This window comes from Neobacillus sp. YIM B06451 (assembly GCF_032667185.1).
Lineage (GTDB): Bacteria > Bacillota > Bacilli > Bacillales > Cytobacillaceae > Bacillus_D.
Map to the genome: position 1 here is coordinate 57,486 of NZ_JAVFKJ010000007.1, position 26,333 is coordinate 83,818.

Sequence of the window (26,333 nt, forward strand, 5' to 3'; positions counted from 1 at the left end):
CCTCCGGTAATAAAAAATCCCCTGTATATCTATAACTTCCCCTAACACTATACTATAGTAAATAATTTTAGCCTTCAAGAATGGCGGAAGGGCAGCCATTGGCTGCCCTTAAAAGTTATCAAGCGCGCTGCCATCCATACGTGAGAGGCGATGTGGAGGGCAGACCTTTATTTTGCCACGGACTACGTTTTCTTTGGTTTCGTTCTTTCCTTCTACAGAAATTGTTATTGTATGTGATTTTGGATCCACTTCAATTACCTCGAGTAAAAAATCGACGGTCCCATAGTGGTAAACGGGTTTAGGAAATTCCAGTTCCTGAGCGAGGATATGGCTTCCCGGACCGGGCAGATATTTTGAAATAGCCGATGTAATAATGCCAGTCAGCATGATGGCCGGAACAACCGGTTTACCAAAGGGGGTTTGTGAAGCATAATCATGCTGTATGTATAATGGATTTGCGTCATTTGTCAGGCCCAGATAAAGAAGCAAGTCTTTGTCTTCAATTTTTTCGGTTAGTGCAAGTTTCTCCCCAACAGATATTTCTTCTATCCTTCTTCCGAGCTTTCTCTTTTTTCCTAAAATCATCATTCTGCCCTCCTTAGTGCCTGCTTTTCTAAAAGGCGGATAACCCGAATCATTTTTTACCTATCCCCAAACCGTTAAGGCCTTTCCCTGGCAGCCAAAAAATTCGGGGGAAACTCCCCCGAATTCGGTCACCACTTATGCAAGTACAGCCATGACATTACGCACTGATTCCGCGGACTTGTCAAGTGCGGCTTTTTCGTCTTCTGTCAGTTCAAGCTCGATTACCTTCTCGATGCCGTTTGCTCCGAGAATGGTTGGAACGCCAAGATAAATACCTTCGTATCCGTACTCGCCTTCAAGATAGGCGATTGAAGGAAGGACTCGGCGCTGGTCCTTCAGGATTGCTTCACACATTTCAACCAGGGAGGCCGCGGGGGCGTAATAGGCGCTTCCGTTGCCAAGAAGGTTAACGATTTCGCCTCCTCCTTTACGTGTACGCTCAACAATTGCTTCAAGGCGGTCTTTTGGAATAAGGGTTTCCAGCGGGATGCCTCCAGCATAGGAATAACGGACGAGCGGTACCATATCGTCACCGTGGCCGCCAAGGACGAAACCAGTAATGTCTTTTACAGACAAGTTCAGTTCCTGGGCGATAAAGGTACGGAACCGGGCGGTGTCCAGAACGCCGGATTGCCCGATGACGCGGTTTTTAGGGAAGCCAGTTTCCTTGAAAACTGTATAGGTCATCGCATCGACAGGGTTGGTCAAAACCACGATGAAGCAGTCAGGAGAATAGTTGACGATCTCCTGTGCCACGCTTTTCATGATCTTTTGATTAGTTTGGACAAGGTCATCCCTGCTCATGCCTGGCTTTCGGGCAATCCCCGCGGTTATGACCACAATATCCGAATCCTTCGTGTCTTCGTAGCTGGATGTTCCTGTAATATTGGCATCAAACCCCTGAACCGGGCTTGCCTGCAGCATATCAAGAGCTTTCCCCTTTGTCGGGTTTTCCATTTGCGGTATATCGACAAGGACTACATCGCCAAGCTCTTTCTGGGCCAATAGGAATGCAGTGGTTGCCCCTGTGAAGCCCCCCCCGATGACTGAAATCTTTTTGCGTTTCATTGACATGTCGTTTCCTCCCTGGTTATGGTTTTACACTGGGATGCCGGCGGGAAGGCAATGCTGCCCGCCGCCATGAAATGCAAAATGGTGCAATGGCAATTAGCCCTGCTTATTCCATATTTTTAATAAGCTCGTCACCGAATTGAGATGTTTTCACTTCAGTCGCGCCTTCCATCAGGCGGGCAAAATCATACGTAACAACCTTGGAAGCGATTGTCTTTTCCATCGACTTTACAATCATATTCGCAGCTTCGTTCCAGCCAAGATGCTCAAGCATTAGAACACCGGACAAAATAACGGAAGAAGGGTTTACCTTGTCAAGGCCGGCATATTTAGGCGCCGTGCCGTGTGTCGCTTCGAAAATGGCGTGGCCTGTTTCATAGTTGATGTTGGCGCCTGGCGCGATGCCGATTCCGCCTACCTGAGCCGCAAGTGCGTCGGAGATATAGTCGCCATTCAGGTTCATTGTCGCAACGACATCAAATTCTTTCGGGCGTGTCAGGATTTGCTGGAGAAAGATATCAGCAATTGCATCTTTCACGATGATTTTGCCTGCTGCTTCTGCGTCGGCCTGAGCCTTATTCGCAGCTTCAACACCTTCTTCTTCCTTGATCCTGTCGTATTGGGCCCATGTGAAGACCTTGTCGCCGAATTCCTTTTCAGCAAGCTCATAGCCCCAGTTTTTGAACGCGCCCTCTGTGTATTTCATAATGTTCCCTTTATGTACAAGGGTCAGGGATTTACGGCCTTCCTTGATTGCATAATTAAGCGCCGCACGGACAAGGCGGGTTGTCCCTTCTTCGGAAACCGGTTTGATTCCGATACCCGAAGTCTCAGGGAAGCGGATTTTATTCACGCCCATTTCGTTTTGGAGGAATTCTACTAATTTCTTAACCTCATCGGATCCTTTTGCATACTCAATACCAGCATAAATGTCTTCCGTGTTCTCACGGAAAATGACCATATCGGTATCCTGCGGGCGCTTGACCGGCGAAGGAACGCCTTCAAACCATCTTACAGGGCGCAAGCAAACGAACAAATCAAGTACCTGGCGAAGCGCAACGTTCAGGGAACGGATACCGCCGCCAACCGGAGTTGTCAGAGGACCTTTGATGGCAATCAAGTATTCGTTGATGACATCCAATGTTTCTTGCGGCAGCCATTCACCAGTCTGGTTGAACGCCTTTTCACCGGCGAGCACTTCCTTCCAGACAATTTTCTTTTCACCTTTATAGGCCTTTTCCACAGCAGCATCGAGAACCCTTACTGAAGCCGCCCAAATATCCGGGCCAGTGCCGTCTCCTTCGATAAATGGGACAACGGGATTGTTAGGAACATTCAATACGCCATTTTGGACTGTAATTTTTTCACCTTGCATTGTCATTTCTCCCTCCACTGATGAATCCTATTTGAATAAAACTACGTTTTTAAAAGGTTAGAAGGCGCCTCCTAACCTTTGAAAAGCGGGGGACTTGCCATACTTGGACGTTCCCCCGCTCTATTCATTACATCAATTTTCCCCGGGAAAGTAAACCACTCCGGCAGGCGGTTTTAGCGCAAACCAATCGGGACGTATTTTTGCATCCCCGGGCCAATGTAATCGGCGCGCGGGCGAATCAGCCTGTTATTGTCGTATTGCTCAAGGATATGAGCAAGCCATCCGGACACACGGCTGATAGCAAAGATTGGCGTGAACAAGTCATGGTCGATGCCAAGGCTGTGGTATACCGAAGCGGAATAAAAATCGACATTCGGCGGAAGGTTTTTCTCGCCCGTAACGATTTCCTCAATTTTGACCGACATATCGTACCAGTGTGGTTCCCCTGTCAATCCTGTGAGTTTCCGTGACATTTCCCTCAGGTGCTTCGCGCGCGGGTCTCCCTTTCGGTATACACGGTGTCCAAAGCCCATGATCTTTTCCTTATTATCAAGCTTGCCTCTTACGTACGCTTCGACATTCTCGGGTGATCCGATTTCTGTCAGCATCTTCATGACAGCTTCATTCGCACCGCCATGGAGCGGCCCTTTAAGGGCTCCAAGCGCGGCAGTAATTCCGGAATACACATCGGAAAGGGTGGCGACACATACCCTTGCGGTGAAGGTTGAAGCATTCAATTCGTGGTCCGCGTGCAGGACAAGCGCCTTGTCAAAAGCCTCGACCGCAATCGCATCAGGTTCGTTTCCAGTCAGCATGTACAGGAAGTTAGCGGCAAAACCTAGGTCCTTCCTTGGGGCAATTGGCTCTAGCCCTTTCCTGATTCTTGCGAAAGCCGTTACAAGTGCAGGCATTTTGGCCTGGAGACGGACAGCTTTTCTATAGTTGGATTCTTGGCTCATCACATCTGCTTCATCATCATACAAGCCAAGCAATGAAATTGCCGTTCTTAAAGCAGCCATCGGATGGACGGACTTGATTGGGTACATTTTGAAATGATCAAGCACTTCCTGTGGGAGCCCCGCTTCGGTGGAAAGCTGTCCCCTTAGCTCCTCAAGCTCCGCCTCTGTCGGCAATTTCCGGTGCCATAACAAATAAATGACTTCTTCGAAACTAGCATTCTCTGCAAGATCATCAATGTCATAGCCGACATATGTCAACGTATCATCGATGATCGAGCTGATTGAGGAGGTTGTTGCGACAACCCCTTCTAGTCCACGTGTAACTGACATGCCAAACCTCTCCTTTGCAATCTGATGTAATTTCCCCATTCCCTTTTCCTATAGTGTAGTTAGAAGTCCGGTTTGCCCGGCTGAATTGCATGAGCGCTTGCTCGGATTTATTCCAAAAAATGAGCATCTGCCAACAAATAAAGCAAATGCCGCTCACCCGCCATTCATTTAAAGCTTTTAAAGCTGATAAAAGATTCCTTCACTTTACACTATACACAATTATTTAATCATAATAATAAAACCTATGTAAAAAAGATTGCGCTTACATGTACTATTATAACCAATTGTCAGATTTTTGTGAATGAAAAGGAATTGAAAAAATTAAAAATATTATACTGATAGAAAAGTTGAATTGAAGATAGTGGAAATTCGCATCGGTTTTGCGAGCGCTGGTAATAATCCCTTTTTTAAAGTATAGCCGTAATGCATATTCATTTGCAAAATGTTAAACTTAGTCTATCTTATCCATTTTTAACCAAAGGGGTGTCCAGCGTTTGAATCCTGTTTATATAGCCCGTACATTGAGGCTGCTTGTTGTGGTAGGGCTGGTGATTGGGGGATTTATCGCGTTTTATTACATATCGGCGGTAACGTACCCATTTCTGATTGCATTCGCCATTGCTTTCCTGATAAATCCTCTTGTTGATTATTTTGAAAAAAAGGGCCGCATGCCGCGTTCGCTGGCGGTCCTAATCACATTGGTCATTATTTTCGCGGTTTTTGCGGGGCTTGTAACTCTTTTGGTAGCCGAAATTGTTAGCGGAGCCACCTACCTTGCGGATGTCCTGCCAAGGCATCTGAATACAATGATTCGCTATAGCGAGGACATGTTCGCTTCCCAAATCATCCCTCTTTACAACCAGCTTACCGGCTTATTCAATAACCTGGACGCAGGACAGCAGGAAACGATTATGAAAAATATCCAGAATGTCGGCCAGAGGGTCGGTACAACAGTTGGACAATTCCTGAATGGATTTTTCGGGAATATTCCCATGATTTTATCCTGGTTTCCTAACGCCGCGACAGTGTTGATTTTTTCGTTATTGGCAACCTTTTTTATCAGCAAGGACTGGCACCGCCTTTCTTCCATGGCGGGAAGGGTCATGCCTGTAAAAGCAAGGGCAAGCGGCAGGACCGTGTTCACTGATCTAAAAAAAGCGCTCTTTGGCTTCATGAAGGCCCAATTGACCCTTATCTCCATTACGACGGTCATCATCCTGATCGGCCTCCTCATCCTGCGTGTCGATTACGCTATTACAATCGCGCTTGTGGCCGGGGTTGTCGATATCATTCCTTATCTTGGCACTGGAACGGTGTTTGTTCCCTGGATCCTGTACGAGGCGATTGCGGGGGATATGAGGTTTGGAATTGGCCTTGGCGTGTTGTATATTATCGTACTCGTCCAAAGGCAGATAATGGAGCCGAAAATCCTCTCCTCAAGCATCGGCCTTGACCCACTTGCCACCCTGGTCGCTCTTTTCGTCGGCTTTAAGCTTCTCGGGTTTCTTGGCCTTATAGCAGGCCCGGTCGTCCTCGTAATTTTTAACACGCTTAAGCGCGCACACGTCTTTGAAGACCTATGGGCTTTCATCAAGGGAAATGAAAGTAAGCATTAACAAAACGCCGGCACGCGAGCCGGCGTTTCATTTGTCACCTAATTATTCTAATTGTTCCCTTGTTCATCCATTTTCTGAGGGAAGCAGCCAGCTGCCGTTTAAAAAACTTCCTGGTTGTCGGAATCAGCAGAAAAAGCCCCGCCAAGTCCGTTACAAAGCCAGGAGCGAGGAGGAGCGTTCCCCCGACAAGGACGCTTATGCCGTCGAGAATTGCTTCACCGGGCATTTGGCCGTACGCCATTTGCTGCTGCGCCTGGCGAATGACTTTTAAACCTTGGCTCTTCGCCAAATAGGTTCCGAGTACCCCGGTCAATAAAATAAAGAAAACGGTAGGAAGCACGCCTATTGTTTTACCCGACCAGAGCAATATCCCTATTTCAGCAGCAGGAACAAGAATGACGAGCAAAAAAAAATAAGTGCGGAACATAGTTCGCCAACCTCCATAGAAAAGCGCAAGCGGCCGTTTACGGCGCTGGAGCTAGACAAATTTCATACATTCACTTTTTTTAAAAAGCGTAAGCGGCCATTTAAACAAAAAGAAGGGACAACCATCCCTTCTTTCTGCAGGATTTACAGCACGCTTGCATGCCCGTTGTAAATTACGCCCCTTGTAGCGTCAACGGTTATTTCCTGTCCATCCTTTAAAATTTCGGTTGCGTTTTCCACTCCGACAAGAACCGGGATGCCGACATTCAAGCCGACAACCGCCGCATGGCTGGTCAACCCACCCTCTTCTGTAATCAGCGCGCTGCACTTCTCGATCGCTGGTACCATTTCCCTGTCAGAGCCGATTGTAATCAGGATGTCCCCGGGAGTAATTTTTGCGAGCGCTTCTTCAGCATTCCGTGCGATAACCGCTTTTCCGTATGCTGATTTTTTGCCGATGCCCTGGCCTTTGGCAAGAATGTCGCCAACGATGTGGATTTTCATTAAATTCGTTGTTCCGGCTTCCGCGACAGGAACACCTGCAGTAATGATGACAAGGTCTCCATGCTCCACAATCCCGCTGTTCAGGCTTTCGCCAACAGCAATATCCATCATTTCATCAGTTGTCTTCACCATCTTGCCAATCTGAGGATATACTCCCCAGACAAGGCACAAGCGCCTTTGTACCCTCTTATCGGAGGTAACGGCCACGATAGGCGCCTTCGTCCGGTACTTCGAAACCATCCTTGCCGAATGGCCGCTGACAGTAGGAGTGATGATTGCACTAACCTGGAGATTGAGGGCAGTGTAGGCAACCGATTGCCCAATCGCTTCAGTCGTATTCGTATCCGTATCCCTGCTCCTTTTCTGGAGAATTTCTTTATGGTTCAATGCCTCTTCGGCCCTGGATGCAATATTGTGCATCGTTTGGACGGCTTCAACAGGATAAAGTCCGGCAGCTGTTTCACCTGAAAGCATAATGGCATCCGTACCGTCAAAAATCGCGTTTGCAACGTCACTTGCTTCCGCCCTTGTCGGCCTTGGGTTGCGCTGCATCGAGTCGAGCATTTGAGTAGCGGTGATGACTGGCTTACCTTCAGCGTTGCATTTCTTAATCAGCATTTTTTGCACGAGAGGGACTTCCTCAGCAGGTATTTCCACCCCTAAATCACCACGGGCAACCATAAGGCCATCCGAAACCTCGAGGATTTCATCGATGTTATCGACGCCTTCCTGATTCTCGATTTTAGGAATAATATGAATATGCGTCGCATTATTTTCCTCAAGTAACTGGCGGATTTCAAGAACATCCTTCGCCCTTCTGACAAAGGAAGCCGCAATGAAATCGATATCCTGTTCGATTCCGAAAAGAATATCGTTTCTGTCCTTTTCCGTAATTCCCGGCAAGTTGACAGAAACACCAGGCACATTCACACCCTTTTTGTTCTTTAAAGTCCCTGAATTCAAAATCTTTGTATGAATCAATTGTTTATCCTTATCGATTTCTGTTACTTCAAGCCCAATCAGCCCGTCATCCAAAAGAATTTTCGATCCAATGTGAACATCATCAATAAGGCCTGGATATGTAATGGAGAACATATCAGGCGCTCCTTCTACTTCTTGCATGGAAACTGTTACTTCATTTCCAGCTAGCAGTTCAATCGCGCCATCCCTCATATTGTGGGTACGGATTTCCGGTCCTTTCGTATCAAGGAGAATCCCGACAGTCTTTCCGGTCATTTCAGCTGCTTTCCTGATGTTCGCAATCCTTGCCCCATGCTCCTCAAAATCGCCATGCGAGAAGTTTAGGCGGGCCACATTCATCCCAGCAACCATTAAGTCTTTCAGCTTTTCAATACTTTCACTTGCAGGTCCTATTGTACATACGATCTTAGTCTTACGCATGCTTTATCCTCCTGTCAGCCATTAAATAGATAATTCCTGAGACAATTTATACAAATCGAGATCAAGAACATGTTTTTTCTCTTCAAGAGCCTCTATAATGTCATAATCGACCAGCCGGTTTCGCTCAATCCCAACTGCCCTTCCGCCACGGCCTTCGATTAAAAGCTCAACCGCCCTCGCTCCAAGCCTGCTCGCAAGAACACGGTCAGACGCAGTCGGCGATCCGCCCCTTTGCATATGCCCCAGAACGGAAATCCGCGTATCTATATTTGTTGCTTCTTTCAGTTTGCGGGCAAACTCCACCCCGCTGCATACACCCTCGGCTACGACGATAATACTGTGTTTCTTCCCGCGCTCATTGCCGCGGCGAAGCTTTTCTGCAATATCGGACATGTCGTAATTTTCTTCCGGAATGAGGATGGTTTCCGCCCCGCCGGCCAACCCTGCCCAAAGGGCAATATCCCCGGCGTTACGGCCCATTACTTCAATGATGAAAGTACGTTCGTGGGAGCTGGCCGTATCACGGATTTTATCGATTGCATCAATAACGGTATTCAGCGCCGTATCGAACCCAATTGTAAATTCAGTGCCTGGAATATCATTATCAATTGTCCCCGGGACACCGACACAAGGAAACCCAAGTTCGGTCAGCGCTTTAGCGCCGCGGTAGGAACCGTCCCCGCCAATGACAACAAGTCCTTCAATCCCATACCTCTTTAACTGCTCGATCCCTTTCGTTTGTCCCTCTCTCGTCTTAAATTCAAGGCAACGCGCCGATTGGAGCATGGTGCCGCCCCTATGGATAATATCACCGACCGAACCCAGTCCAAGCTTTTGGATATTACCATTGATCAAACCCGAAAATCCTCCGTACACTCCGTAAACCTCTATATCATGATAAATTCCCTTCCTGACCACTGCCCTGATGGCAGCGTTCATCCCTGGGGAGTCCCCGCCGCTAGTCAATACTCCGATTTTTCTCATTGAACTATTCACCCCATATTTTTACTCGCCCATCAGGCAAAGGTTTTCATAAAACCCCTTACATTGTTATGAAGGTAACAAACTGTCATTAATAAAATACCATTAAGTAAGAGGTCTAACAACTTAATCGCAACGAAAAAAGCAAAACACCGTTTATCAGTCAAGTGTAAGCGTTTAATAAGAAAACCCTCGGACTATTTAACGAATTGGGAGGTATTCCCCTAGCCTGGTGCTACGTCAATAGTCTTTGTTAGAGAGTATAAAAGTATGATTCCTTTCACGGCACAAAAGAAAACGTGCTTTGAAAAGCACGTTTCAATTTACCCCAATATAGTCATTTAAAAACGAGTACTCTCCGATTGTCTTGTATTTTTCATACCGCTGGTCTTTTAGTTCAGCTCCGGAAAGCCTTGACAATTCTTTCAGGGACCGGAAAAGCGCCTTTTCAATTTCATGGGCTTGCTTTTCGACGTTCCGATGGGCTCCGCCACGGACCTCAGGAATGATATGATCAATGATTCCCAGTCTTTTTAGGTCTGGCGCAGTAATTTTCATTGACTCTGCGGCTCGTTTCGCTAGGGATGCATCCTTCCAAAGCAATGCCGCCGCACCTTCCGGCGAAATAACCGAATAAGTGGAGTTTTCGAGCATGAGAATATGGTTTCCGACGCCAAGTGCCAAGGCACCACCGCTACCACCCTCGCCAATTACGATGCAGACAACCGGAACACTCAGGCTAGCCATTTCAAAGAGATTCCGGGCAATCGCCTCGCTTTGGCCCCGCTCTTCCGCTGCTTTGCCCGGATAAGCACCTTTTGTATCAATAAAACAAATAATCGGTCGGCTGAACTTTTCGGCCTGTTTCATCAGCCTTAAAGCTTTTCGGTAACCTTCGGGGTGGGGCATCCCGAAATTCCTCCTGATATTTTCTTTCGTATCTTTTCCTCGCTGATGCCCAATGACCGTAATCGGAACGCCTTTGAATTTTGCGATCCCCCCCACGATGGCTTCATCGTCCCCATACAACCTGTCTCCATGGCATTCAATAAAACTGTCGAATAAATACCCGATATAGTCAAGGGTTGTCGGCCTATTTGGATGGCGGGCGATTTGCACGCGGTCCCACGGCTTTATGTTGGAGTAGATATCTTCCTCGAGTTTCTCCAGCCGGGCCGAAAGCTTTTCGATTTCAGACGAAAGGTCTACATCCGTTTTATTTGTATATTCCTTTAATTCGCTGATCTTCTTCCTCAGCTCAATAATTGGTTTTTCAAATTCAAGTTCACCTACCAAACAAGTTCACCTCCACGCTGATGCAATTCAAGAATGGTACCAATTTGGTCTTTCAGCTCATGCCGATCAATTACCGCATCAAGCTGCCCATGCTTTAGTAAAAATTCTGCCGTCTGGAAATCTTCCGGCAGTTCTTCCCTGATTGTTTGCTCAATAATCCGTCTTCCCGCGAAACCAATCAGTGCTCCTGGTTCGGCGATATTGTAATCCCCCAGGGATGCGAAACTAGCGGAAACCCCGCCTGTTGTAGGATGGGTCATGATTGATATGATCAGCCCTCCATTATCGCTAAACCGCTTCAGTGCTACACTCGTTTTTGCCATCTGCATAAGGCTTAAAACACCTTCCTGCATCCTTGCACCCCCGGAAGCAGTAAAAATAATAAATGGCACGCCTAGCTCCCCAGCTTTTTCTACCGCACGGGTAATTTTTTCACCAACAACGGATCCCATGCTTCCCATACGGAAGGTTGAATCCATAATCGCAATTGACACCTTGATGCCGTTTACCGTTCCGGTACCGGTAACGACCGCTTCGTTGATTTTTGTTTTAATTCTGTCTTTTTCAAGCTTTTCCAGGTATTCCGGGAACCCTAATGGATTTTCGGAAATCATGCCCGCATCCATTTCCTCAAAGCTCCCTTCATCAAGGAAACTCTGGATTCTTTCACGGGCATTCATTGGATAATGGCGGCCGCAGTGAAAACAAACTTTCAGGTTTTTCGCAAGCTCCCGTGTATAAATTATTTTCTTGCAACCAGGGCATTTTGTCATGATGCCTTCAGGGACGTCCTGCTTTGCTGCTTCAGAGGGAATAGCAGCATATTTTTTCTTCTTCGGTTTTTTATTAAATAGCTCTTTTAGCAAGTTAGTACCTCCCTAGTTTTAAGAGTGGGATTAAAGCCGGGAACTGCAATGCTTAAAAGTATTCATTGGCTGTCTTCCGGCAGGCCGAGATCCTGGCATTCCATTATGGTCGTAAGTACCGGCATTTTCGTCATACTATAGTATAGCGAAAAACTTTCCGGATGCGTAGCGGCAACAGTGGCCAGACCACTTGAAGAATAAAAATGGCCTGTGTTGCCAAGGCTTGCCTGTCCATACTATAGGGCACTTTTTTAAAAAAAGATGCCGCTTTCTGTCGCTAGGATTTAGACATTTTTCTTAATTCTTTATATTTTTCTATTGCCAGTTCCTCATTTCCAGCCACGAGGGCGTCGAGGAGAGCCCTGTATTCTTCTGGTCGGGCAATTTCTTTTTCAAAATCCTGGGAATGGTAATAGTCCTTTAAAATGGCCCATATGCGCAAAATCAAATGGTTGTCAGCCAACTGAATTAGATGATGGAAAAACTCATCATCATTCATTTCAGCTTCTTTGGCCAATTTGTAAATTTCTTCCAGTTTAAAACGAGGATCTTTTTGGAGAATGAGCCGCAGGCAGTCCATTTCAATGCAGTATTTCGTTTCTTTCACATCCCGCCTCGCTTTTTCGTCCTGGAGGATGAATGTGCTCAGCAGCTGAACGAGCTGGTTACCCTGGAAGTCGCGGATAAAAGTGCCCTCTCCCCTTCTCGTCTCGATTAGGCCCAATAATTCCAGTGCCCGGAGAGCCTCCCTAACAGAGGAGCGCCCCACAATGAGGCGCTCGGACAATTCCCGCTCGGAAGGTATTTTGTCCCCGGTTTTTAGGCCATCGGCAGCAATCATTTCCCGAAGCTGCTTGACAATTTCAATATATACCTTTGAGTTTTGGGACTTGCTCTTTATAGAATCGTTCACTTATTTCTACCTATCAATGAAAGGCGTTTTGTCTTTTCCTTTACCTCTTCTGGGTCAACACGCAGGCGGGCAACCCCTGTTTCGATCGCTGCCTTGGCTACTGCGGATGCAACCTCTGGCGCGACTCTTTCATCGAATGGGGCCGGGATGACATAATCCTCATTCAGCTCATCATCGCTAATTAAGCTTGCAATCGCTTCAACCGCGGCGACTTTCATTTCCTCGTTAATATGGGTTGCCCGTGCATCAAGGGCTCCCCTGAAAATTCCTGGGAAGGCAAGGACATTGTTTACCTGATTCGGGAAGTCCGAACGGCCCGTCCCAATCACACGCGCTCCGGCTTCTTTGGCTTCCTCCGGCATAATTTCCGGAACCGGATTGGCCATCGCGAAGATGATCGGCCCTTCATTCATTGTGGCAACCATTTCTTTTGTCAAGGAGCCAGCAACGGAAACACCGATGAACACATCCGCACCTTTAATAACGTCCTCAAGGTTCCCGTGAATCCTGTCCCTATTCGTAAACCGGGCAACCTCATCTTTTATGGCGTTCATGCCGCTAGGGCGTCCTTCATAGATTGCCCCTTTTGTATCACACATTATAATGTCACGGACACCATAGCTGTAAAGAAGCTTAATAATCGCGATTCCCGCTGCGCCCGCACCGTTTGCGACCACCTTAATTTCAGTCATTTTTTTGCCGGTAATCTTAAGGGCATTGACTAGCCCAGCTACTGTAACAATAGCTGTACCGTGTTGGTCATCATGGAAAATAGGTATATTCGTTTCTTTTTTGAGCCTTTCCTCTATTTCGAAACACTTAGGCGCGGCGATATCCTCAAGATTTACGCCGCCAAATGTCGGCTCAAGAAGCTTGACTGTTTCAATAATTTTGTCGACATCTGTGGTGTTAAGGCAAATTGGAAATGCATCCACTCCCGCAAAGCTCTTGAACAGGACAGCTTTTCCCTCCATAACGGGAAGTGCTGCTTCCGGTCCGATATTTCCCAGTCCCAGTACTGCTGTTCCATCTGAAACCACCGCTACCATATTGCCCTTCATTGTATAGTCGTATACCGTTTCAGGCTTATCATAAATTTCCTTGCAAGGTTCAGCTACCCCTGGAGAATAAGCAAGGCTCAAATCCCTGGCGTTCCTTACCTCTACTTTTGATTTTGATTCCAACTTCCCTTGGTTTACTCGGTGCATATGCAGTGCTTCTTCACGCAATGTCAAGGTATTCACTCCTTTAGGATATGGAAGGACATGGTTATCGGTGGTCAGACCACACTATCCTTTACAACTATAACACATCTTGTATTGATGTAAAGCAAGAAATTATACACTGTTTATTTTAAAATAACATTTGTTTTCCCTAGGAATTCTGCCAGGGACCCGAGGAGGGTTTCTGTCGGGTTGACCCCGTAGTTTGGACCAAGCCCCAACGTCTTGCTTCCTTCATAATGAAGGACGACTTCAGCATTTCCCTTGCTTGAAGCAAGAATTTTTTTCAGTTCCTCGAGGCGTGCCGGGTCCTGGTTTTCCTCGGTGAGCCTAAGATACAAGCGCGGCTTAGACATCTCACTAAGCCAGTTGTCAAGATCCAAGGCCTTTCGGATGATAAATTGAACTTTTCCATCCCTCTTTTCGGCCTTACCCTCAATGGCGGCCAATCCTCCTTGGCTTAGAAGGTGGGAATGCCTTTTATATACGTCGGGAAACGCAACTGCCTCAACTTCCCCGCTTTGGTCGCTTATTGTAAGGAAAGCCATCGGTTCACCTTTTTTTGTCCGGATCTTTTTAACAGAGTTTATATACACACCTGCATACCGGAGATTTGGGCCTGGCTCCAATTCCGCGAGCGGGCAAGCCCCTGCCCCAAGCAGCTTTGTTTCATGCATGGACAAGGGATGGCTGGAAAGGTAAAAGCCCAGGACTTCCCTCTCAAAAGCTAGTTTGTTCTCGAGGCTAATTGGATCAACTTCCATGTATTTTGGCGCCGGCATAAGCGAAAGATCCGAAAACAATCCGGTTTGGCCGTCCTCCCCTGGACTCAATAGCTGTGCATGTTCGATTGCAATATCGATGCTCGCAAGGAGGGTGGCCCTGTCTTTTCCAAATTCATCGAAACAGCCAGAATGGACCAATACTTCAAGCGTCTTTCGGCTGGCAGTTTTTTGCGGCAGGCGGATGCAGAAATCGAACAAGTCGGCAAAAGGCTTCCGTTTTCTTTCATGGATAATTTCCCTAGCCGCCGTCCCCCCGATGCCTTTAATCCCTCCAAACCCAAACCGGACTCCGCCATTTTCAGCTTTAAAAGAGAACAGGCTTTTGTTAATGGACGGTGGGAAGACAGGTATACCCATTGACTTTAAGTCCCGTATATACTGGGCTATTTTTAAATCGTTTCCGGTTACGGAACTAAGCAGCGCAGCCATGAAATAAGCGGGGAAATGCGCCTTCAGATATGCGAGCTGACAAGAAATGATGCTATATGCGACTGAATGGCTTTTGTTGAACCCGTAATTTGCGAACCTGACAATCAAATCGTAAACTTCATTTGCGGCGCGCCTGTCATACCCCTTTTTAACCGAACCAGCAACAAAATGCTCCCTTTCCCTGTCCAGCACTTCCTTCTCTTTCTTACCGACGGCCCGCCTCAGCAAATCCGCTTCCCCTAGCGTAAATCCTGCCATTTTCGAGGCGATTTGCATGATTTGCTCTTGATAAACGATAACCCCGTATGTATTTTCCAAGATAGGTTCAAGGTCCTTATGCGGATAGCCGATTTCTTCGCCGCCATGCTTCCTTGAAATGAACAGCGGGATATTTTCCATCGGTCCCGGCCGGTAAAGGGCATTGACGGCTACTATGTCATCGAACCTCGTTGGCCTTAAACGGGTAAGGACCTTTCTCATTCCTTCCGATTCAAGCTGGAAAATTCCCGCAGTATCCCCTTTGGCGAGCAGTTCATACGTTTTTTCATCTTCTAGGGGAATCGACCTTGGATCAATTTTTCTCTTTCCTTCCCGGTTAATCGCCGACACAATTCCCTCAAGAAGGGAAAGGTTCCTAAGGCCCAGGAAGTCCATTTTTAAAAGCCCGATTTCCTCCAGATGTTCCATGGAATACTGGGTCAGGAATACATTGTTGTGCCCTCTTTGGATTGGAACCAGTTCAACCAGCTGCTGCTCACTGATGACAACGCCGGCCGCATGGGTGGATGTATGCCGTGGAAGGCCCTCAATTTTAAGCGCTGTGTCGAAAAGCTTTTGGTTAAAAGGGCTTTCAGAAACAAACTCGCGCAGCCTTGCAGATTCGCGGTATGCTTCCGAAAGTGTAACCCCGTTCCTGGAAGGGATTGCTTTTGATAGCGCATCCACTTCCTTCACATTAAGGCCGAACGCTCTCCCGACGTCGCGTATCGCCGCTTTCGCCGCAAGTGTTCCGAATGTCGCGATTTGGGCGACATGGAGCTCACCGTATTTTCCAGCGACATATTCAATCACTTCGTCGCGCCGGTTGTCCGGGAAATCTATGTCGATATCCGGCATGGTGATTCGCTCTGGGTTAAGGAATCGCTCAAAAAGCAGTCCATGTTCCAATGGGTCGACGTCGGTAATATAGAGGGAAAATGCCACCAGGGAGCCTGCGGCGGAACCGCGGCCCGGACCTGTCAGGATTCCCCTTTCCCTTGCATATTTCATAAAATCCCAAACAATCAGGAAGTAATCATTGAAATTCATTTTGTTGATGACGGCAAGCTCATACCGGAGCCTTTCCAAATAGTCGTCACCAAAATCGGGACGTCTCTTTTTAAGGCCGGCAAAACAAAGCTTCCCAAGCATTTGTTCAGGCGTTTCACCAGGCTCAAGCGGATATTTGGGCATGTGGAACCGCCCGAATTCAATTGAAACCGAGCATCGTCCCGCTATGTCCAGCGTATTTTCAAGTGCATCCGGGAAATCTCCGAAGAGGACGGCCATTTCCGCCGCCGTTTTCAGATAATATTCCTCTCCGGACAGCTTGCTCCGCCCTTCGTCCTGCAGCCTTGCTCCATCCCTTATCGCAAGAAGGCATTCATGCGCTAATGCGTCACCCCTGTCAAGGTAATGGACCGCATTCGCCGCGGCCAACCCTATCCCGAGCTTAGTAGCCAGTTCTGGAAGTGCGCCAAGAAGCACCTTCTCTTCCTCAAGGCCATGGTCCTGAACGGAAAAATAAAAGTCCCCATCAAAAATAGCTTTATACAGTTGCGCGAGGGCGCCTGCCTCCTCTCCCTTTCCTTCAAGCAGCAAATGTTCAATTTCCCCTTCGATACCGGGAGTAATGGCGATTAGGCCCGTTGCATAATGCCTTAGCCATTTTAGCGGTATGCCATCCAGGGACTTCGTTTGAATAGCGCTTGTTATTTTCAGGAGGTTCCGGAATCCGGTCTCATTTTTTGCAAGAAGGACGAGTGGAAACGCTTCCGTCTCCTTCTGTTCGGACAGGACATCAGCAGTCAGGCCAAGGATAGGGGCAATGCCGTGTTTTTTGCATTCCTTATAAAATTCAATCGCTCCATACATGACATTCCGGTCTGTGAGGGCGAGGGCCTTGAACCCTTTCTTTTCCGCTTCCGATACTAATGAAGGAATCGAAGCGGTGCTGCTAAGCAGGCTGTACGCACTATAGGTTTGAAGGTGGATAAAAGACATTTTCTCACTCCCCCCTGTTACGTCCTTCACATACCATTATAGTCCCTCAGGGAGTAAAAGAAAATATGTTCTCCTTTTTCATAGCCTCCGTGTTGGAAACCACACAGAAGCGTACCTTGTCTTCTCCTGAATCATAAAACGGAATGTCTGTCCATATGATTGAAGTAGGAAGGCAATGACATGAAAAGGGTTGATGCCATGAACCAGGCAGGCTTCATTTCTTCTTTTATTGAAAGCTATTTTATCGCACTTGGGGTGCTTCTCGGAGGAGCCATAATCGGGGGAATCGCCGCCTTCCTTACCGGGCAGCCCGCGCTTACCGCCATCGCCCGGCTCTCGTCCTCTTTATGGATTTGGGCAATCGTCGCTGCCATTGGCGGTACATTCGATCCCATCTATGAATTTGAAAAGGGGATTTTCGACGGGCAGACGAAAGATATTATCAAACAGATCCTGTTGATTTTATCCGCTCTGGGCGGAGCGCAAACCGGAGCGCTCCTAATTGAATGGTTTACCCAGGAGTTTATTTCTTCATGAGGGTCCCCACCTTTTACAACGACCCGTCGTGGCAGCGTTTTTTCGCGGGGATGGCCATCGGAGGCGTAATCAGCTGGCTCTTATTCATCTATATGTATGGAGTTTTCCAGGATAAACAAACATTGCTCATCCAGGAGCAAAAGGATACCATCCAGGAACTCAAGGACGATATTGTCATTTGGCAGGAGGAGTTCAAAAACCTGAATAAAAAGAATATCGAACACCTTCTTGTCCAACAAATTACTGTAAAAATCACAAACCATCAAAAATACGGCCTCGACCCCCTCAGCGTCCACGAGACAGAGGAAATCGTCCTTGAAGATTTGAAGACACTTAAAGCGAAAGATATTGAAACGGTTTATAAAAACAGGGAACTGATAAAGAGGGTGATTGAAAACAGGTCGGTATCACTCAACGGAAAAAAGTACAGGCTTGAGGTAAAGGAGCTGGCCTTTTTCACAAACGTCAGCATCGTTCTCCAAATCACCCTTGACGCATGACATTAACTGTAAACAAAACAAGGGCCAATCCGGCAGTCCAAACCGGTGGCCCTTTAAATTGACAACTACCTATTAGGAATTTTCCTCATCGCATGCTTTGTTCATTTCACGGATAACATCGTCCATCTCGGGCCAAGAAAAAATCGATGCCCCCGCCGCAAGCGGATGCCCGCCACCGTTAAACATCCTAGCAACACCGTTGATGACCGGCCCTTTCGACCGGAGCCTTACCCTGATTTGGTCATCCTCTTCAATGAAAAATACCCAAGCCTTAATCCCCTTTACATTCCCGAGCGTGCTGACTAGAAGCGAAGCCTCGGATGGGGGCGCGTCGTACTTCTGGAGGAGTTCTTTTGTCAAGATAACCGACGCAACCCCATTTTCGCGCATTTCAAAGTTTTGTAGGATATACCCGTTCAATTTAATGATATTCGGGCGCAGCTCGTACATCCTGTCATATAAATCCGTCCTGGAGAAATTGTAATGAATCAATTCACCCGCGTATGCAAAGGTTTTGTCGGTCGTGCTTGGATAAAGGAACCTTCCCGTATCCCCGACAATCCCCGCATACAAAAGCCTCGCAGCTTCATCATTTAGGACAAGGCCGCGTTCCTTGCCGGAAAGATACATTTCATATATCATTTCACTCGTTGAACTTGCGGTTGTATCCACCCATCTTATATCGCCGTATGGGTCCTCATTTGGATGGTGATCGATTTTAATCAATGTTTTTCCAAGCCTGTACCTCTCATCACATATCCTTTCCGTGTTTGCGGTATCACAGACAATGACGAGGGCGCCATCGTAGGCGCTGTCTGGGACTTTGTCCATTTCACAGAGATAAGCGAGGGTTTCCTCATCCTTGCCGGCTGAATAAATAACCTTATCTGGATAGGAGGCACGCAATATTTCTGCCAGCCCACATTGTGAACCGTATGCATCCGGATCGGGGCGTACATGCCTATGGATGATGATGGTCCTATGCTGTTCAATAGCGTCAAAAATTTTGTTTTCCATGAACTGTCTCCTTCAAGTCAAATGTTAATCCTATAAAAACCGGCTCGGTTATGGCATTTGGCCCCGTTTCCGGCTACAATGGTATGGTAGTAGAAAATGGGGGGGTACCAATGCCAATACTAGTTATTCTTATCGTATTTTCCTTAGCCTTTTACGTGTTCTATAAAATAAAATATGTAAGGAGCACCAAACTCATTGAGCGCAAATGGATTTCTTCAAAGTCCGGAATTGCGCTAGGATTGTTTGTGCTCACGTTCGGCCTCAATCAACTGTACTTAAATCATTCAACGGTATCCTATATCGTTGCCGCCGTTTTTGTCGTGCTTGGCGGGATCAATATTTGGTCGGGAATAAAGGCTTATAAATATTATTTGCCATATGCCATTGAGGAAGCGGAAGGAAAGAACTGATTTCCGTGCGCAACTTTTTAAAACTGCGCCGTAAAAGAGGCGCAGTTTTTTAATCCAGCTTCAGCGCCTAGCCCCTCGAGGTCATAAGCCGGTTCCCTCCGGAGGGCAGGCCCGTCCTGCGGGCCCCGTCTTATGCTTGTCGGGGCTGAGCACTAAGGAAAGCTTCCTAGAATAATCATCGCAGGGACAGGCGTCCTTTGCCTGTCACGAAGGCGCTTACGCATTTTTCGCCTATTGCCGGTCAATAAGCTGGCACATCATCATCGCTTTCCCGACCATAGCCCCCTCGCTGAACGCTTCGACATCCACTTTTCCAAACTTCCGGCCGACTTCAAGCACCTTCGGATAAATTTCCAGGACACTGTCAATCTGTACAGGTTTTAGAAAGTAAATGGTCATGTTCTCCACAACAAGGTCACCTTTTTTATACCCTCTGAGAATCCGGCTTGCGGCTTCTGCGACAATCGTCGTGAACACGCCATAGGATATCGCCCCGAGGTGGTTGGTCATCTGCGGGGAAACTTCAATCCTGTAAAAGTCCTCTCCTTTAGTCTTCCCTTGGGAAAGCAGCATTTGGCTAGTCACGATATCATCAATCGTTTCCCCTACCTGCGGCTGCCGCTGAATCATTTGGAGGGCTTTCAGGACATCCTGGCGGCTGATAATTCCTTCAAGGCGGTTTGAGTCATCCACTACCGGCAAAAGCTCGATGCCTTCCCAAACCATCATATGCGAGGCGGACGCAACGCTCGTTTTGCCGCCGACAGTCATTGGATTCTTTGTCATCACCCTATCGATTTGCGTATCCATTTCCTGTCCCAAAATATCCTTTGAAGTAACGATTCCCTGTACTTTCATGCTCTGGTCGACTACCGGATAGCGGCCGTGTTTTGTCTCTCGGTTGTAGGAGTGCCACTGGCGGACCGTATCTGAGGTCCTGAGATAAACCGTCTTTTCCAAAGGGGTCAGGATGTCCTCGACAAGGATGATTTCCTTTTTAATAAGCTGGTCGTAAATGGCCCTGTTGATCATTGTAGCTACAGTAAAGGTATCATAGCTTGTCGAAATGATGGGGAGCTGCAATTTATCAGCGAGCCTCTTTACATGCTCCTCCGTATCAAAACCGCCTGTTATCAAAACGGCTGCACCAGCTTTCAGTGCGTATTCGTGCGCCTTCGTCCGGTTGCCGATAATAAGGAGATTGCCCGCACCTGTATACCGCATCATGGCTTCAAGCTTCATTGCGCCAATTAGGAATTTATTCAACGTTTTATGGAGGCCTGCTTTCCCTCCAATTACTTGGCCTTCTACGATATTCACAATTTCGGCGTAGGTCAGTTTCTCAATATTTTCTTTTTTCTTCCGTTCAATCCGGATTGTCCCGACCCTTTCAATGGTACTGACAAACCCCTTGTTTTCTGCATCTTTAATCGCCCTATAGGCGGTTCCTTCACTTACATTCATCGCCTTGGCGATCTGGCGCACGGAAATTTTATCCCCAATAGTAAGCTCATCTATATACTGCAGAATCTGTTCGTGCTTTGTTGCCAAGACCTTCACCCTTTATTCTATTTCCGCTATCCACGCGGACATAGTTATATTTTTTCTGCTTTTTAAATAGCGGCTAACCATCAGCCGGAGACTCGCCGCTGATGGAAGTTTCACTATTTTTATTATAAGGTTAAAAAAATTCTGATTCAATGCGGGATAGCTGAAAACTCGCGGGAAAGGCGGTTAATGGCGTGAATGGATCCTCCTTCTTTTCTCTTTTATTCTTACAGCCCCTCCCCCGGCAGCCTCTTTTACTTTAAGAGCGCCCGTGAGGTTGCCGCCAACCACCAGGAGAGCCAGTATCGTCCACGAGAGAGTAAAGATACCGTCCGTGCTTGCAAAATCAAGCGGAAGCCTTGGCCCGCCATAATAGATGAGGAAGATTGCTACCAAGAAGCATAGCATATACCGGTTTTTTGCCATTGTTTTTCCCCCTTACATAAGCTTGTTCCATTTTATGCGCAAATGAGGGAAAAATGTCACGAAGCGAGATAGCAGATTTTACAATTCAATTGACTCGCCCGGCTCCAATACCTTTCCGTTCCTGGCTTCAAGCATTTCGATAAACGCGTATGGGTCCTGTTTAATTGGCGGGAAGGTATTATAATGCATCGGTATGATGGTTTTAGCATTCAGGAGTTTTGCCGCATAGGCCGCATCCTCTGGGCCCATTGTAAAATTATCTCCGATTGGCAGGAAGGCGACATCAATAGGATGTCGTTCTCCTATTAATTTCATATCCGAAAACAATCCGGTATCCCCTGCGTGATAAACCGTTTTCCCCTCGGCCATGAATAGAATCCCCGCCGGCATGCCGCAATAAATCAATTGTTTGTCTGGTGTTTCATAACTTGAACCATGAAACGCCTGGGTCAGCTTTACTCTCCCAAAGTCAAATTGATATGAGCCGCCAATGTGCATCGCATGGGTCCTGACGCCCTGCCAGCCAAGGAAATCGGATATTTCGGCATTGGCTATTACTAGTGAATCATTTCTTTTCGCGATGCTGACGGTATCCCCAACATGGTCATTATGCCCATGCGAAACGATGATTACGTCCGGGCTTTCATTTTCTTCCTTTAAATCAGTAAGCCCGTTCCCATTAATAAACGGGTCGATCAGAATGGTTTTCCCCCCTGTATTGATTTTGACGACAGAATGGCCATGGTACGAAATTTTCATTTTGCATTCCCCTTCCACAAAAGTATTTTACTTATACGTTCCATTCTTTTTATTAATTTCCTGCCATACTTTACTTTTAACATCATTTTCATGCTAATATCCAATATCCTGATTCTATTATTGATATAATAAGACTGTTTCCAAATTCATTGTAGAAGGGGATAATTATGAACGAAAGATTACAAAAACTATCGGCCTGGATGAAGGAAAATGGCATAGACGTATGTTTTTTAACATCTCCGGATAACGTCTTTTATTTGAGCGGCTATTTTACGGACCCTCATGAGCGGCTTTTGGGCCTCGCCGTCTTCCAGAATGAAGAGCCATTCCTAGTGTTGCCAGCTATGGAGAAGAATGATGCCCTACAATCAGGATGGGGACATGAAATAATCGGTTTCACGGATACCGAGAATCCTTGGGAAATGGTACATAATTCAGTTTCAAAACGGCTTACAAATGCTGCGACAAAAATTGCAATAGAAAAAGAACATTTGAATGTTGAACGCTATGAAGAGTTAATGAAGCTTTTCCCTGAAGCGAAGCAGTTTGTATCCGCCGAGGAAAAAATGCGTTCATTAAGGCTTATAAAGGATGAGCGGGAACTGAAGGCCATTAGGGAAGCGGCCGCATTGGCAGACTATGCGATTGAAGTCGGAGCAAGCGAAATTAAGGAAGGGAAAACCGAACTTGAGGTGCTGACCGCGATTGAATTCGAGCTTAAGAAAAAAGGGGTCAGCCAAATGTCCTTCAGCACGATGGTCCTTACCGGCGAAAATGCCGCTTCACCACATGGAAATCCCGGGCAGACAAAAATCAAAAAGGGCGATTTCGTCCTGTTTGATCTTGGAGTCGTCGTTGACAGGTACTGCTCGGATATTACCCGTACACTTGCTTATGGAGATATTAGCGACAAACAAAAAGAAATTTATGACACAGTCCTGAAAGCCGAACTGGCAGCGATTGAAGCCGGGAAACTTGGAACACCTTGTTCGGCAGTCGACCTCGCAGCACGAAGCGTAATTACCGCGGCGGGATATGGGGAATATTTCCCACACCGACTCGGGCACGGGCTAGGCATCAATGTTCATGAATACCCATCCGTAACTGAAACAAACCCACTGAAACTTGAAGAAGGTATGGTCTTCACGATTGAACCAGGTATTTATGTTCCGGGCGTAGCGGGCGTCAGGATTGAGGACGATGTCCATGTAACAGCATCCGGGCTTGAAATCCTCACAAAGTATCCGAAGGAACTTCAAATCATTAAGTAAGAGCCTAAAATTGAAAAAGCAGGGTACCGGGCAACGGTACACCTGCTTTTTTTGAATTACTTTTGCTCAAGCAATTCCTTTGCAGTACTGTATTCAAGTCCTTGAGCTTCGGCCACCGCTTTATAGGTCACATGCCCACCCAGGGTATTGACTCCTTTTAGCAGAGCCTCATTATCAAGGCAGGCCTGCCTGTAGCCTTTGTTAGCGATTTGAATCGCATATGGGACGGTTCCATTCGTAAGCGCGATTGTCGAAGTCCTTGGGACTGCTCCCGGCATATTGGCAACGGCGTAATGGACGACCCCATGCTTAACGTATGTCGGATTGTCATGGGTGGTGATGCGGTCGGTCGTTTCAAAAATGCCTCCTTGGTCAATGGCGATATCGACTACTACGCTGCCCGGCATCATGGATTGGATCATTTCTTCCGTAACAAGTTTTGGAGCCTTTGCACCGGGGATAAGGACAGCCCCGATAACAAGGTCGGACTCCTTGACGGCTTCCGCGATATTGTAAGGATTGGACATAAGGGTAGTGATGTCGGAGCCGAAAATATCATCGAGCTGGCGAAGCCTTTCTGGATTTAAATCAATGACAGTTACCTTCGCGCCAAGGCCGATTGCCATCTTGGCAGCATTCGTTCCGGCTACCCCGCCTCCAATGACCGTTACCTTACCTCTTTGGACACCAGGAACCCCTGAAAGCAGGATTCCTTTTCCGCCATGGACTTTTTCAAGGAACTGAGCACCGATTTGTGCGGCCATTCTTCCAGCGACCTCACTCATTGGCGTCAGGAGCGGCAAGGCACCATTTGGAAGCTGAACGGTTTCATAGGCTATTCCGACAACCTTTTTCTCCATCATCGCCTTTGTCAATTCAGCCTCGGGGGCTAGGTGAAGATAGGTAAACAGGATCAAGCCTTCGGAGAAATATTGATATTCTTCCGGTAGAGGCTCCTTCACCTTCATAACCATATCCTTGTCCCATGCTTCGGCAGCCGTCTCGACAATGCTTGCCCCAGCTGACTTGTAATCTTCGTCAGTGAAGCCCGATCCCAGCCCTGCTCCTGCCTGGATATAAACCTCATGACCGAAGTTGACCAAGTTTACAACACCGGCAGGCGTCATAGCAACACGGTTTTCATTATTCTTTATTTCCGCTGGTACCCCTATCCTCATCGCTCAATGCCTCCTACAAAATATGTACTATTCTGCAAACACTTTCATTTTACCAAAATAGCCTTTCAACGAGAAACTATTTATCTGTACCCCGTAAGCCGGCACCAAACAACCGAAATGGAGCGCCGGTTAAATCCGGCACCCCATTTGTTCTCATAACTTTACCAATAGTAAGGGTAACCGTAATAAGGGTATGGCGGGTAATAAGGGTATGGCGGGTAATAAGGATAATAAGGGTATCCGTAACCAAAACCGTAACCTGGCGCCAATAATGCTCCGGTTGCAAGGCCACCTAAAAAACCAAGGCCAAAACCAAACGGCCTACCGAAGCCGAAGCCCCACGGTCTGCCAAAGCCAAAGCCGAATGGCCTGCCGAAGCCGAAGCCGAACGGCCTGCCGAAACCGAAGCCGAACGGCCTGCCGAAGCCGAAGCCGAAAGGACGGATTCTCTCATCATTCGGATCAATGATATCATGGTGGGCAAAATGGGCAGGCTGTGCCGCCGCATATTGTAAATCATTGTTCAACGTAATTCCTCCTCATTTATTTTTAATTACACTAAAGAATATGCTTTCAGCAGATGAGGGTATTGGGTGAATGCCCCGCTTCTGTAAATTTCTTAGGGAAAGAGGCCATACATGCACGATAAAACAAAATGCGTAAGCGCCTTGGGCAGCCCCGACAAGCATAAGACGGGTCCCGCAGGACGGGCCGGCCCTCCGGAGGGAACCGGCTTATGACCTCGAGGGGCTAGGCGCTGGAGCTGGATTACAATAAATTATTTTGAGTTATCCACAAGGTTCCATTTAAAATTACGTTTACAATAAAAAAAGCTGCCAAAAAATTGGCAGCCATCCCTCCTTCATTCCAGTTCATCCCTCATAACCGGATATTCGTCCGTTCGTTCCCGGGCCTCTTCTTCACCCATGAATCCGCTGTTATAAGCATTCATGATTTGCGTGCTTACTTCCTTGACCCCTTTATCTTCAAAGGTATAAGAGGAGCGCCTTCCCTGATCTTTCTTTTGCATTCCGTACCATCCCCATTCAATTTGTTATTGAGTCAAAATCATACCTGGGTGCCCATTCTTATTTTTTCAATCTGCTGCACGTCTATGCAGCCGTTTTTCATGTATAATTTGGATGAGAGGCAAAATGGCAGATTGTTTAAATTCCTTTTGGTAGGGGGAAAAGGCAATGGGAGCCAAGTATCAAAAGATTTTGGCCGCAGTTGACGGCTCTAAGGAAGCGGAACTGGCGTTTAGGAAAGCAATCAGCATAGCCACCAGGAACCAGTCATCACTTCTTCTTGTCCATGTAATTGATACAAGGACGTTTGCGATTGTCGAAGCGTACGACCAGGCAATTGCGGATCGTGCTGACCAATACGCCCTTGAATTACTTGAAAAATATAAGCAACAGGCATTGGACAGCGGGCTGGCGGATGTGGCCTATATTGTTGAATTTGGGTCGCCGAAACTGCTAATCCCAAAAGAAATCGCGAAGAAACACAACATCGATTTAATTATTTGCGGGGCCACTGGGCTCAGTGCGGTTGAAAGGTTTTTAATCGGCAGCGTGTCCGAACATATTACCCGGGACGCCCCGTGTGATGTGCTTGTTGTAAGATCTGAAAAAGAGTTTACTTGATATGGCATTGGAGGAT

25 protein-coding genes are annotated in these 26,333 nt (G+C 47.1%); 6 read left to right on the forward strand and 19 right to left on the reverse strand.

Features of this window, described 5'->3' with window-relative positions; translation table 11 throughout:
* Positions 1–108: 108 nt before the first annotated feature.
* The 4 genes from RB160_RS13400 to citZ all read right to left on the reverse strand — a co-directional run bounded on the left by RB160_RS13400 (position 109) and on the right by citZ (position 4,320).
* Positions 109–585 (reverse strand): MaoC/PaaZ C-terminal domain-containing protein, encoded by a 477-nt coding sequence (locus tag RB160_RS13400; protein ID WP_316571066.1) that lies wholly within the window; start codon positions 583–585, stop codon positions 109–111.
* 135 nt (positions 586–720) lie between these two features.
* On the reverse strand, positions 721–1,659 hold the full coding sequence (gene mdh, locus RB160_RS13405) for a malate dehydrogenase (protein ID WP_316570938.1): 939 nt from the start codon (positions 1,657–1,659) through the stop codon (positions 721–723).
* Positions 1,660–1,762: 103 nt separating this feature from the next.
* Entirely contained in the window at positions 1,763–3,031 is a 1,269-nt protein-coding gene (icd, locus tag RB160_RS13410; RefSeq protein ID WP_316570939.1) for an NADP-dependent isocitrate dehydrogenase, read from the reverse strand.
* A 173-nt stretch (positions 3,032–3,204) separates the two neighbouring features.
* Positions 3,205–4,320 carry a citrate synthase gene (gene citZ, locus RB160_RS13415; RefSeq protein WP_316570940.1) on the reverse strand — a complete coding sequence of 372 codons (1,116 nt, stop codon included), beginning with the start codon at positions 4,318–4,320 and terminating at the stop codon, positions 3,205–3,207.
* A gap of 494 nt (positions 4,321–4,814) precedes the next feature.
* On the opposite strand from citZ, the gene ytvI reads away from it, so the two are divergent.
* Positions 4,815–5,936, forward strand: a complete 1,122-nt coding sequence (gene ytvI, locus RB160_RS13420) for a sporulation integral membrane protein YtvI (RefSeq protein WP_316570941.1) — start codon at positions 4,815–4,817, stop codon at positions 5,934–5,936.
* A 34-nt stretch (positions 5,937–5,970) separates the two neighbouring features.
* Here the strand turns inward: ytvI and RB160_RS13425 are convergent, their stop codons facing one another.
* The 8 genes from RB160_RS13425 to dnaE form a co-directional block, all read right to left on the reverse strand.
* Positions 5,971–6,363: an FxsA family protein gene (locus RB160_RS13425; protein ID WP_316570942.1), complete on the reverse strand. Its 393-nt coding sequence runs from the start codon at positions 6,361–6,363 to the stop codon at positions 5,971–5,973.
* Between the two features lie 143 nt (positions 6,364–6,506).
* Positions 6,507–8,267, reverse strand: a complete 1,761-nt coding sequence (gene pyk / locus RB160_RS13430; RefSeq protein WP_316570943.1) for a pyruvate kinase — start codon at positions 8,265–8,267, stop codon at positions 6,507–6,509.
* 21 nt (positions 8,268–8,288) lie between these two features.
* Positions 8,289–9,251, reverse strand: a complete 963-nt coding sequence (pfkA, locus tag RB160_RS13435; protein ID WP_316570944.1) for a 6-phosphofructokinase — start codon at positions 9,249–9,251, stop codon at positions 8,289–8,291.
* Between the two features lie 315 nt (positions 9,252–9,566).
* The gene (gene accA / locus RB160_RS13440) at positions 9,567–10,544 is read right to left on the reverse strand and encodes an acetyl-CoA carboxylase carboxyl transferase subunit alpha (protein WP_316570945.1); all 978 of its coding nucleotides are present in this window, start codon (positions 10,542–10,544) and stop codon (positions 9,567–9,569) included.
* Positions 10,538–11,410, reverse strand: coding sequence for an acetyl-CoA carboxylase, carboxyltransferase subunit beta (gene accD, locus RB160_RS13445; protein ID WP_316570946.1), 873 nt, complete (start codon positions 11,408–11,410; stop codon positions 10,538–10,540). Before accD ends, accA begins: the two co-directional genes overlap by 7 nt.
* Positions 11,411–11,687: 277 nt before the next feature.
* A complete protein-coding gene (locus RB160_RS13450; protein ID WP_396954721.1) occupies positions 11,688–12,311 on the reverse strand; it encodes a FadR/GntR family transcriptional regulator in 624 nt (207 codons plus the stop codon).
* An 8-nt stretch (positions 12,312–12,319) separates the two neighbouring features.
* Positions 12,320–13,558, reverse strand: a complete 1,239-nt coding sequence (gene ystJ, locus RB160_RS13455) for an NADP-dependent malic enzyme (protein ID WP_316570948.1) — start codon at positions 13,556–13,558, stop codon at positions 12,320–12,322.
* Between the two features lie 113 nt (positions 13,559–13,671).
* The gene (gene dnaE / locus RB160_RS13460; RefSeq protein WP_316570949.1) at positions 13,672–17,022 is read right to left on the reverse strand and encodes a DNA polymerase III subunit alpha; all 3,351 of its coding nucleotides are present in this window, start codon (positions 17,020–17,022) and stop codon (positions 13,672–13,674) included.
* 180 nt (positions 17,023–17,202) lie between these two features.
* Between dnaE and ytrH the strand changes: the two genes are divergently transcribed.
* Positions 17,203–17,559, forward strand: a complete 357-nt coding sequence (gene ytrH, locus RB160_RS13465) for a sporulation membrane protein YtrH (protein WP_396954719.1) — start codon at positions 17,203–17,205, stop codon at positions 17,557–17,559.
* Positions 17,556–18,059, forward strand: a complete 504-nt coding sequence (gene ytrI / locus RB160_RS13470) for a sporulation membrane protein YtrI (protein ID WP_316570950.1) — start codon at positions 17,556–17,558, stop codon at positions 18,057–18,059. The genes ytrH and ytrI overlap by 4 nt, the downstream gene beginning before the upstream one ends.
* Before the next feature lie 72 nt (positions 18,060–18,131).
* Here the strand turns inward: ytrI and RB160_RS13475 are convergent, their stop codons facing one another.
* Positions 18,132–19,076: a DHH family phosphoesterase gene (locus RB160_RS13475; RefSeq protein ID WP_316570951.1), complete on the reverse strand. Its 945-nt coding sequence runs from the start codon at positions 19,074–19,076 to the stop codon at positions 18,132–18,134.
* Between the two features lie 110 nt (positions 19,077–19,186).
* On the opposite strand from RB160_RS13475, the gene RB160_RS13480 reads away from it, so the two are divergent.
* Entirely contained in the window at positions 19,187–19,486 is a 300-nt protein-coding gene (locus RB160_RS13480) for a YtpI family protein (protein ID WP_316570952.1), read from the forward strand.
* A 231-nt stretch (positions 19,487–19,717) separates the two neighbouring features.
* Here RB160_RS13480 and RB160_RS13485 read toward each other — a convergent pair whose 3' ends face one another.
* The 3 genes from RB160_RS13485 to RB160_RS13495 form a co-directional block, all read right to left on the reverse strand.
* Entirely contained in the window at positions 19,718–21,037 is a 1,320-nt protein-coding gene (locus tag RB160_RS13485; RefSeq protein WP_316570953.1) for a DRTGG domain-containing protein, read from the reverse strand.
* Positions 21,038–21,220: 183 nt separating this feature from the next.
* A complete protein-coding gene (locus RB160_RS13490) occupies positions 21,221–21,460 on the reverse strand; it encodes a hypothetical protein (protein ID WP_316570954.1) in 240 nt (79 codons plus the stop codon).
* Positions 21,461–21,538: 78 nt separating this feature from the next.
* Positions 21,539–22,219: a metal-dependent hydrolase gene (locus RB160_RS13495; RefSeq protein WP_316570955.1), complete on the reverse strand. Its 681-nt coding sequence runs from the start codon at positions 22,217–22,219 to the stop codon at positions 21,539–21,541.
* A 167-nt stretch (positions 22,220–22,386) separates the two neighbouring features.
* On the opposite strand from RB160_RS13495, the gene RB160_RS13500 reads away from it, so the two are divergent.
* A complete protein-coding gene (locus RB160_RS13500; RefSeq protein WP_316570956.1) occupies positions 22,387–23,490 on the forward strand; it encodes a M24 family metallopeptidase in 1,104 nt (367 codons plus the stop codon).
* A gap of 56 nt (positions 23,491–23,546) precedes the next feature.
* Here RB160_RS13500 and ald read toward each other — a convergent pair whose 3' ends face one another.
* From ald to RB160_RS13515, 3 genes are all read right to left on the reverse strand, one after another.
* On the reverse strand, positions 23,547–24,668 hold the full coding sequence (gene ald / locus RB160_RS13505) for an alanine dehydrogenase (protein WP_316570957.1): 1,122 nt from the start codon (positions 24,666–24,668) through the stop codon (positions 23,547–23,549).
* Between the two features lie 161 nt (positions 24,669–24,829).
* Complete coding sequence (locus tag RB160_RS13510; RefSeq protein ID WP_316570958.1) at positions 24,830–25,195, reverse strand: hypothetical protein; 366 nt, start codon at positions 25,193–25,195, stop codon at positions 24,830–24,832.
* A gap of 335 nt (positions 25,196–25,530) precedes the next feature.
* Positions 25,531–25,698, reverse strand: coding sequence for a hypothetical protein (locus RB160_RS13515; protein WP_316570959.1), 168 nt, complete (start codon positions 25,696–25,698; stop codon positions 25,531–25,533).
* Between the two features lie 166 nt (positions 25,699–25,864).
* On the opposite strand from RB160_RS13515, the gene RB160_RS13520 reads away from it, so the two are divergent.
* Entirely contained in the window at positions 25,865–26,317 is a 453-nt protein-coding gene (locus RB160_RS13520; RefSeq protein ID WP_316570960.1) for a universal stress protein, read from the forward strand.
* Positions 26,318–26,333: the final 16 nt, after the last annotated feature.

Bases quoted from the DNA above. Each gene is read 5' to 3' on its own strand.
- RB160_RS13400 (WP_316571066.1), bottom strand. From the start codon at position 585: ATGATTTTAGGAAAAAAGAGAAAGCTCGGAAGAAGGATAGAAGAAATA.
- mdh (WP_316570938.1), bottom strand. From the start codon at position 1,659: ATGTCAATGAAACGCAAAAAGATTTCAGTCATCGGGGGGGGCTTCACA.
- icd (WP_316570939.1), bottom strand. From the start codon at position 3,031: ATGCAAGGTGAAAAAATTACAGTCCAAAATGGCGTATTGAATGTTCCT.
- citZ (WP_316570940.1), bottom strand. From the start codon at position 4,320: ATGTCAGTTACACGTGGACTAGAAGGGGTTGTCGCAACAACCTCCTCA.
- RB160_RS13425 (WP_316570942.1), bottom strand. From the start codon at position 6,363: ATGTTCCGCACTTATTTTTTTTTGCTCGTCATTCTTGTTCCTGCTGCT.
- pyk (WP_316570943.1), bottom strand. From the start codon at position 8,267: ATGCGTAAGACTAAGATCGTATGTACAATAGGACCTGCAAGTGAAAGT.
- pfkA (WP_316570944.1), bottom strand. From the start codon at position 9,251: ATGAGAAAAATCGGAGTATTGACTAGCGGCGGGGACTCCCCAGGGATG.
- dnaE (WP_316570949.1), bottom strand. From the start codon at position 17,022: ATGTCTTTTATCCACCTTCAAACCTATAGTGCGTACAGCCTGCTTAGC.
- ytrH (WP_396954719.1), top strand. From the start codon at position 17,203: ATGAAAAGGGTTGATGCCATGAACCAGGCAGGCTTCATTTCTTCTTTT.
- ytrI (WP_316570950.1), top strand. From the start codon at position 17,556: ATGAGGGTCCCCACCTTTTACAACGACCCGTCGTGGCAGCGTTTTTTC.
- RB160_RS13475 (WP_316570951.1), bottom strand. From the start codon at position 19,076: ATGGAAAACAAAATTTTTGACGCTATTGAACAGCATAGGACCATCATC.
- RB160_RS13480 (WP_316570952.1), top strand. From the start codon at position 19,187: ATGCCAATACTAGTTATTCTTATCGTATTTTCCTTAGCCTTTTACGTG.
- RB160_RS13490 (WP_316570954.1), bottom strand. From the start codon at position 21,460: ATGGCAAAAAACCGGTATATGCTATGCTTCTTGGTAGCAATCTTCCTC.
- RB160_RS13495 (WP_316570955.1), bottom strand. From the start codon at position 22,219: ATGAAAATTTCGTACCATGGCCATTCTGTCGTCAAAATCAATACAGGG.
- RB160_RS13500 (WP_316570956.1), top strand. From the start codon at position 22,387: ATGAACGAAAGATTACAAAAACTATCGGCCTGGATGAAGGAAAATGGC.
- ald (WP_316570957.1), bottom strand. From the start codon at position 24,668: ATGAGGATAGGGGTACCAGCGGAAATAAAGAATAATGAAAACCGTGTT.
- RB160_RS13515 (WP_316570959.1), bottom strand. From the start codon at position 25,698: ATGCAAAAGAAAGATCAGGGAAGGCGCTCCTCTTATACCTTTGAAGAT.
- RB160_RS13520 (WP_316570960.1), top strand. From the start codon at position 25,865: ATGGGAGCCAAGTATCAAAAGATTTTGGCCGCAGTTGACGGCTCTAAG.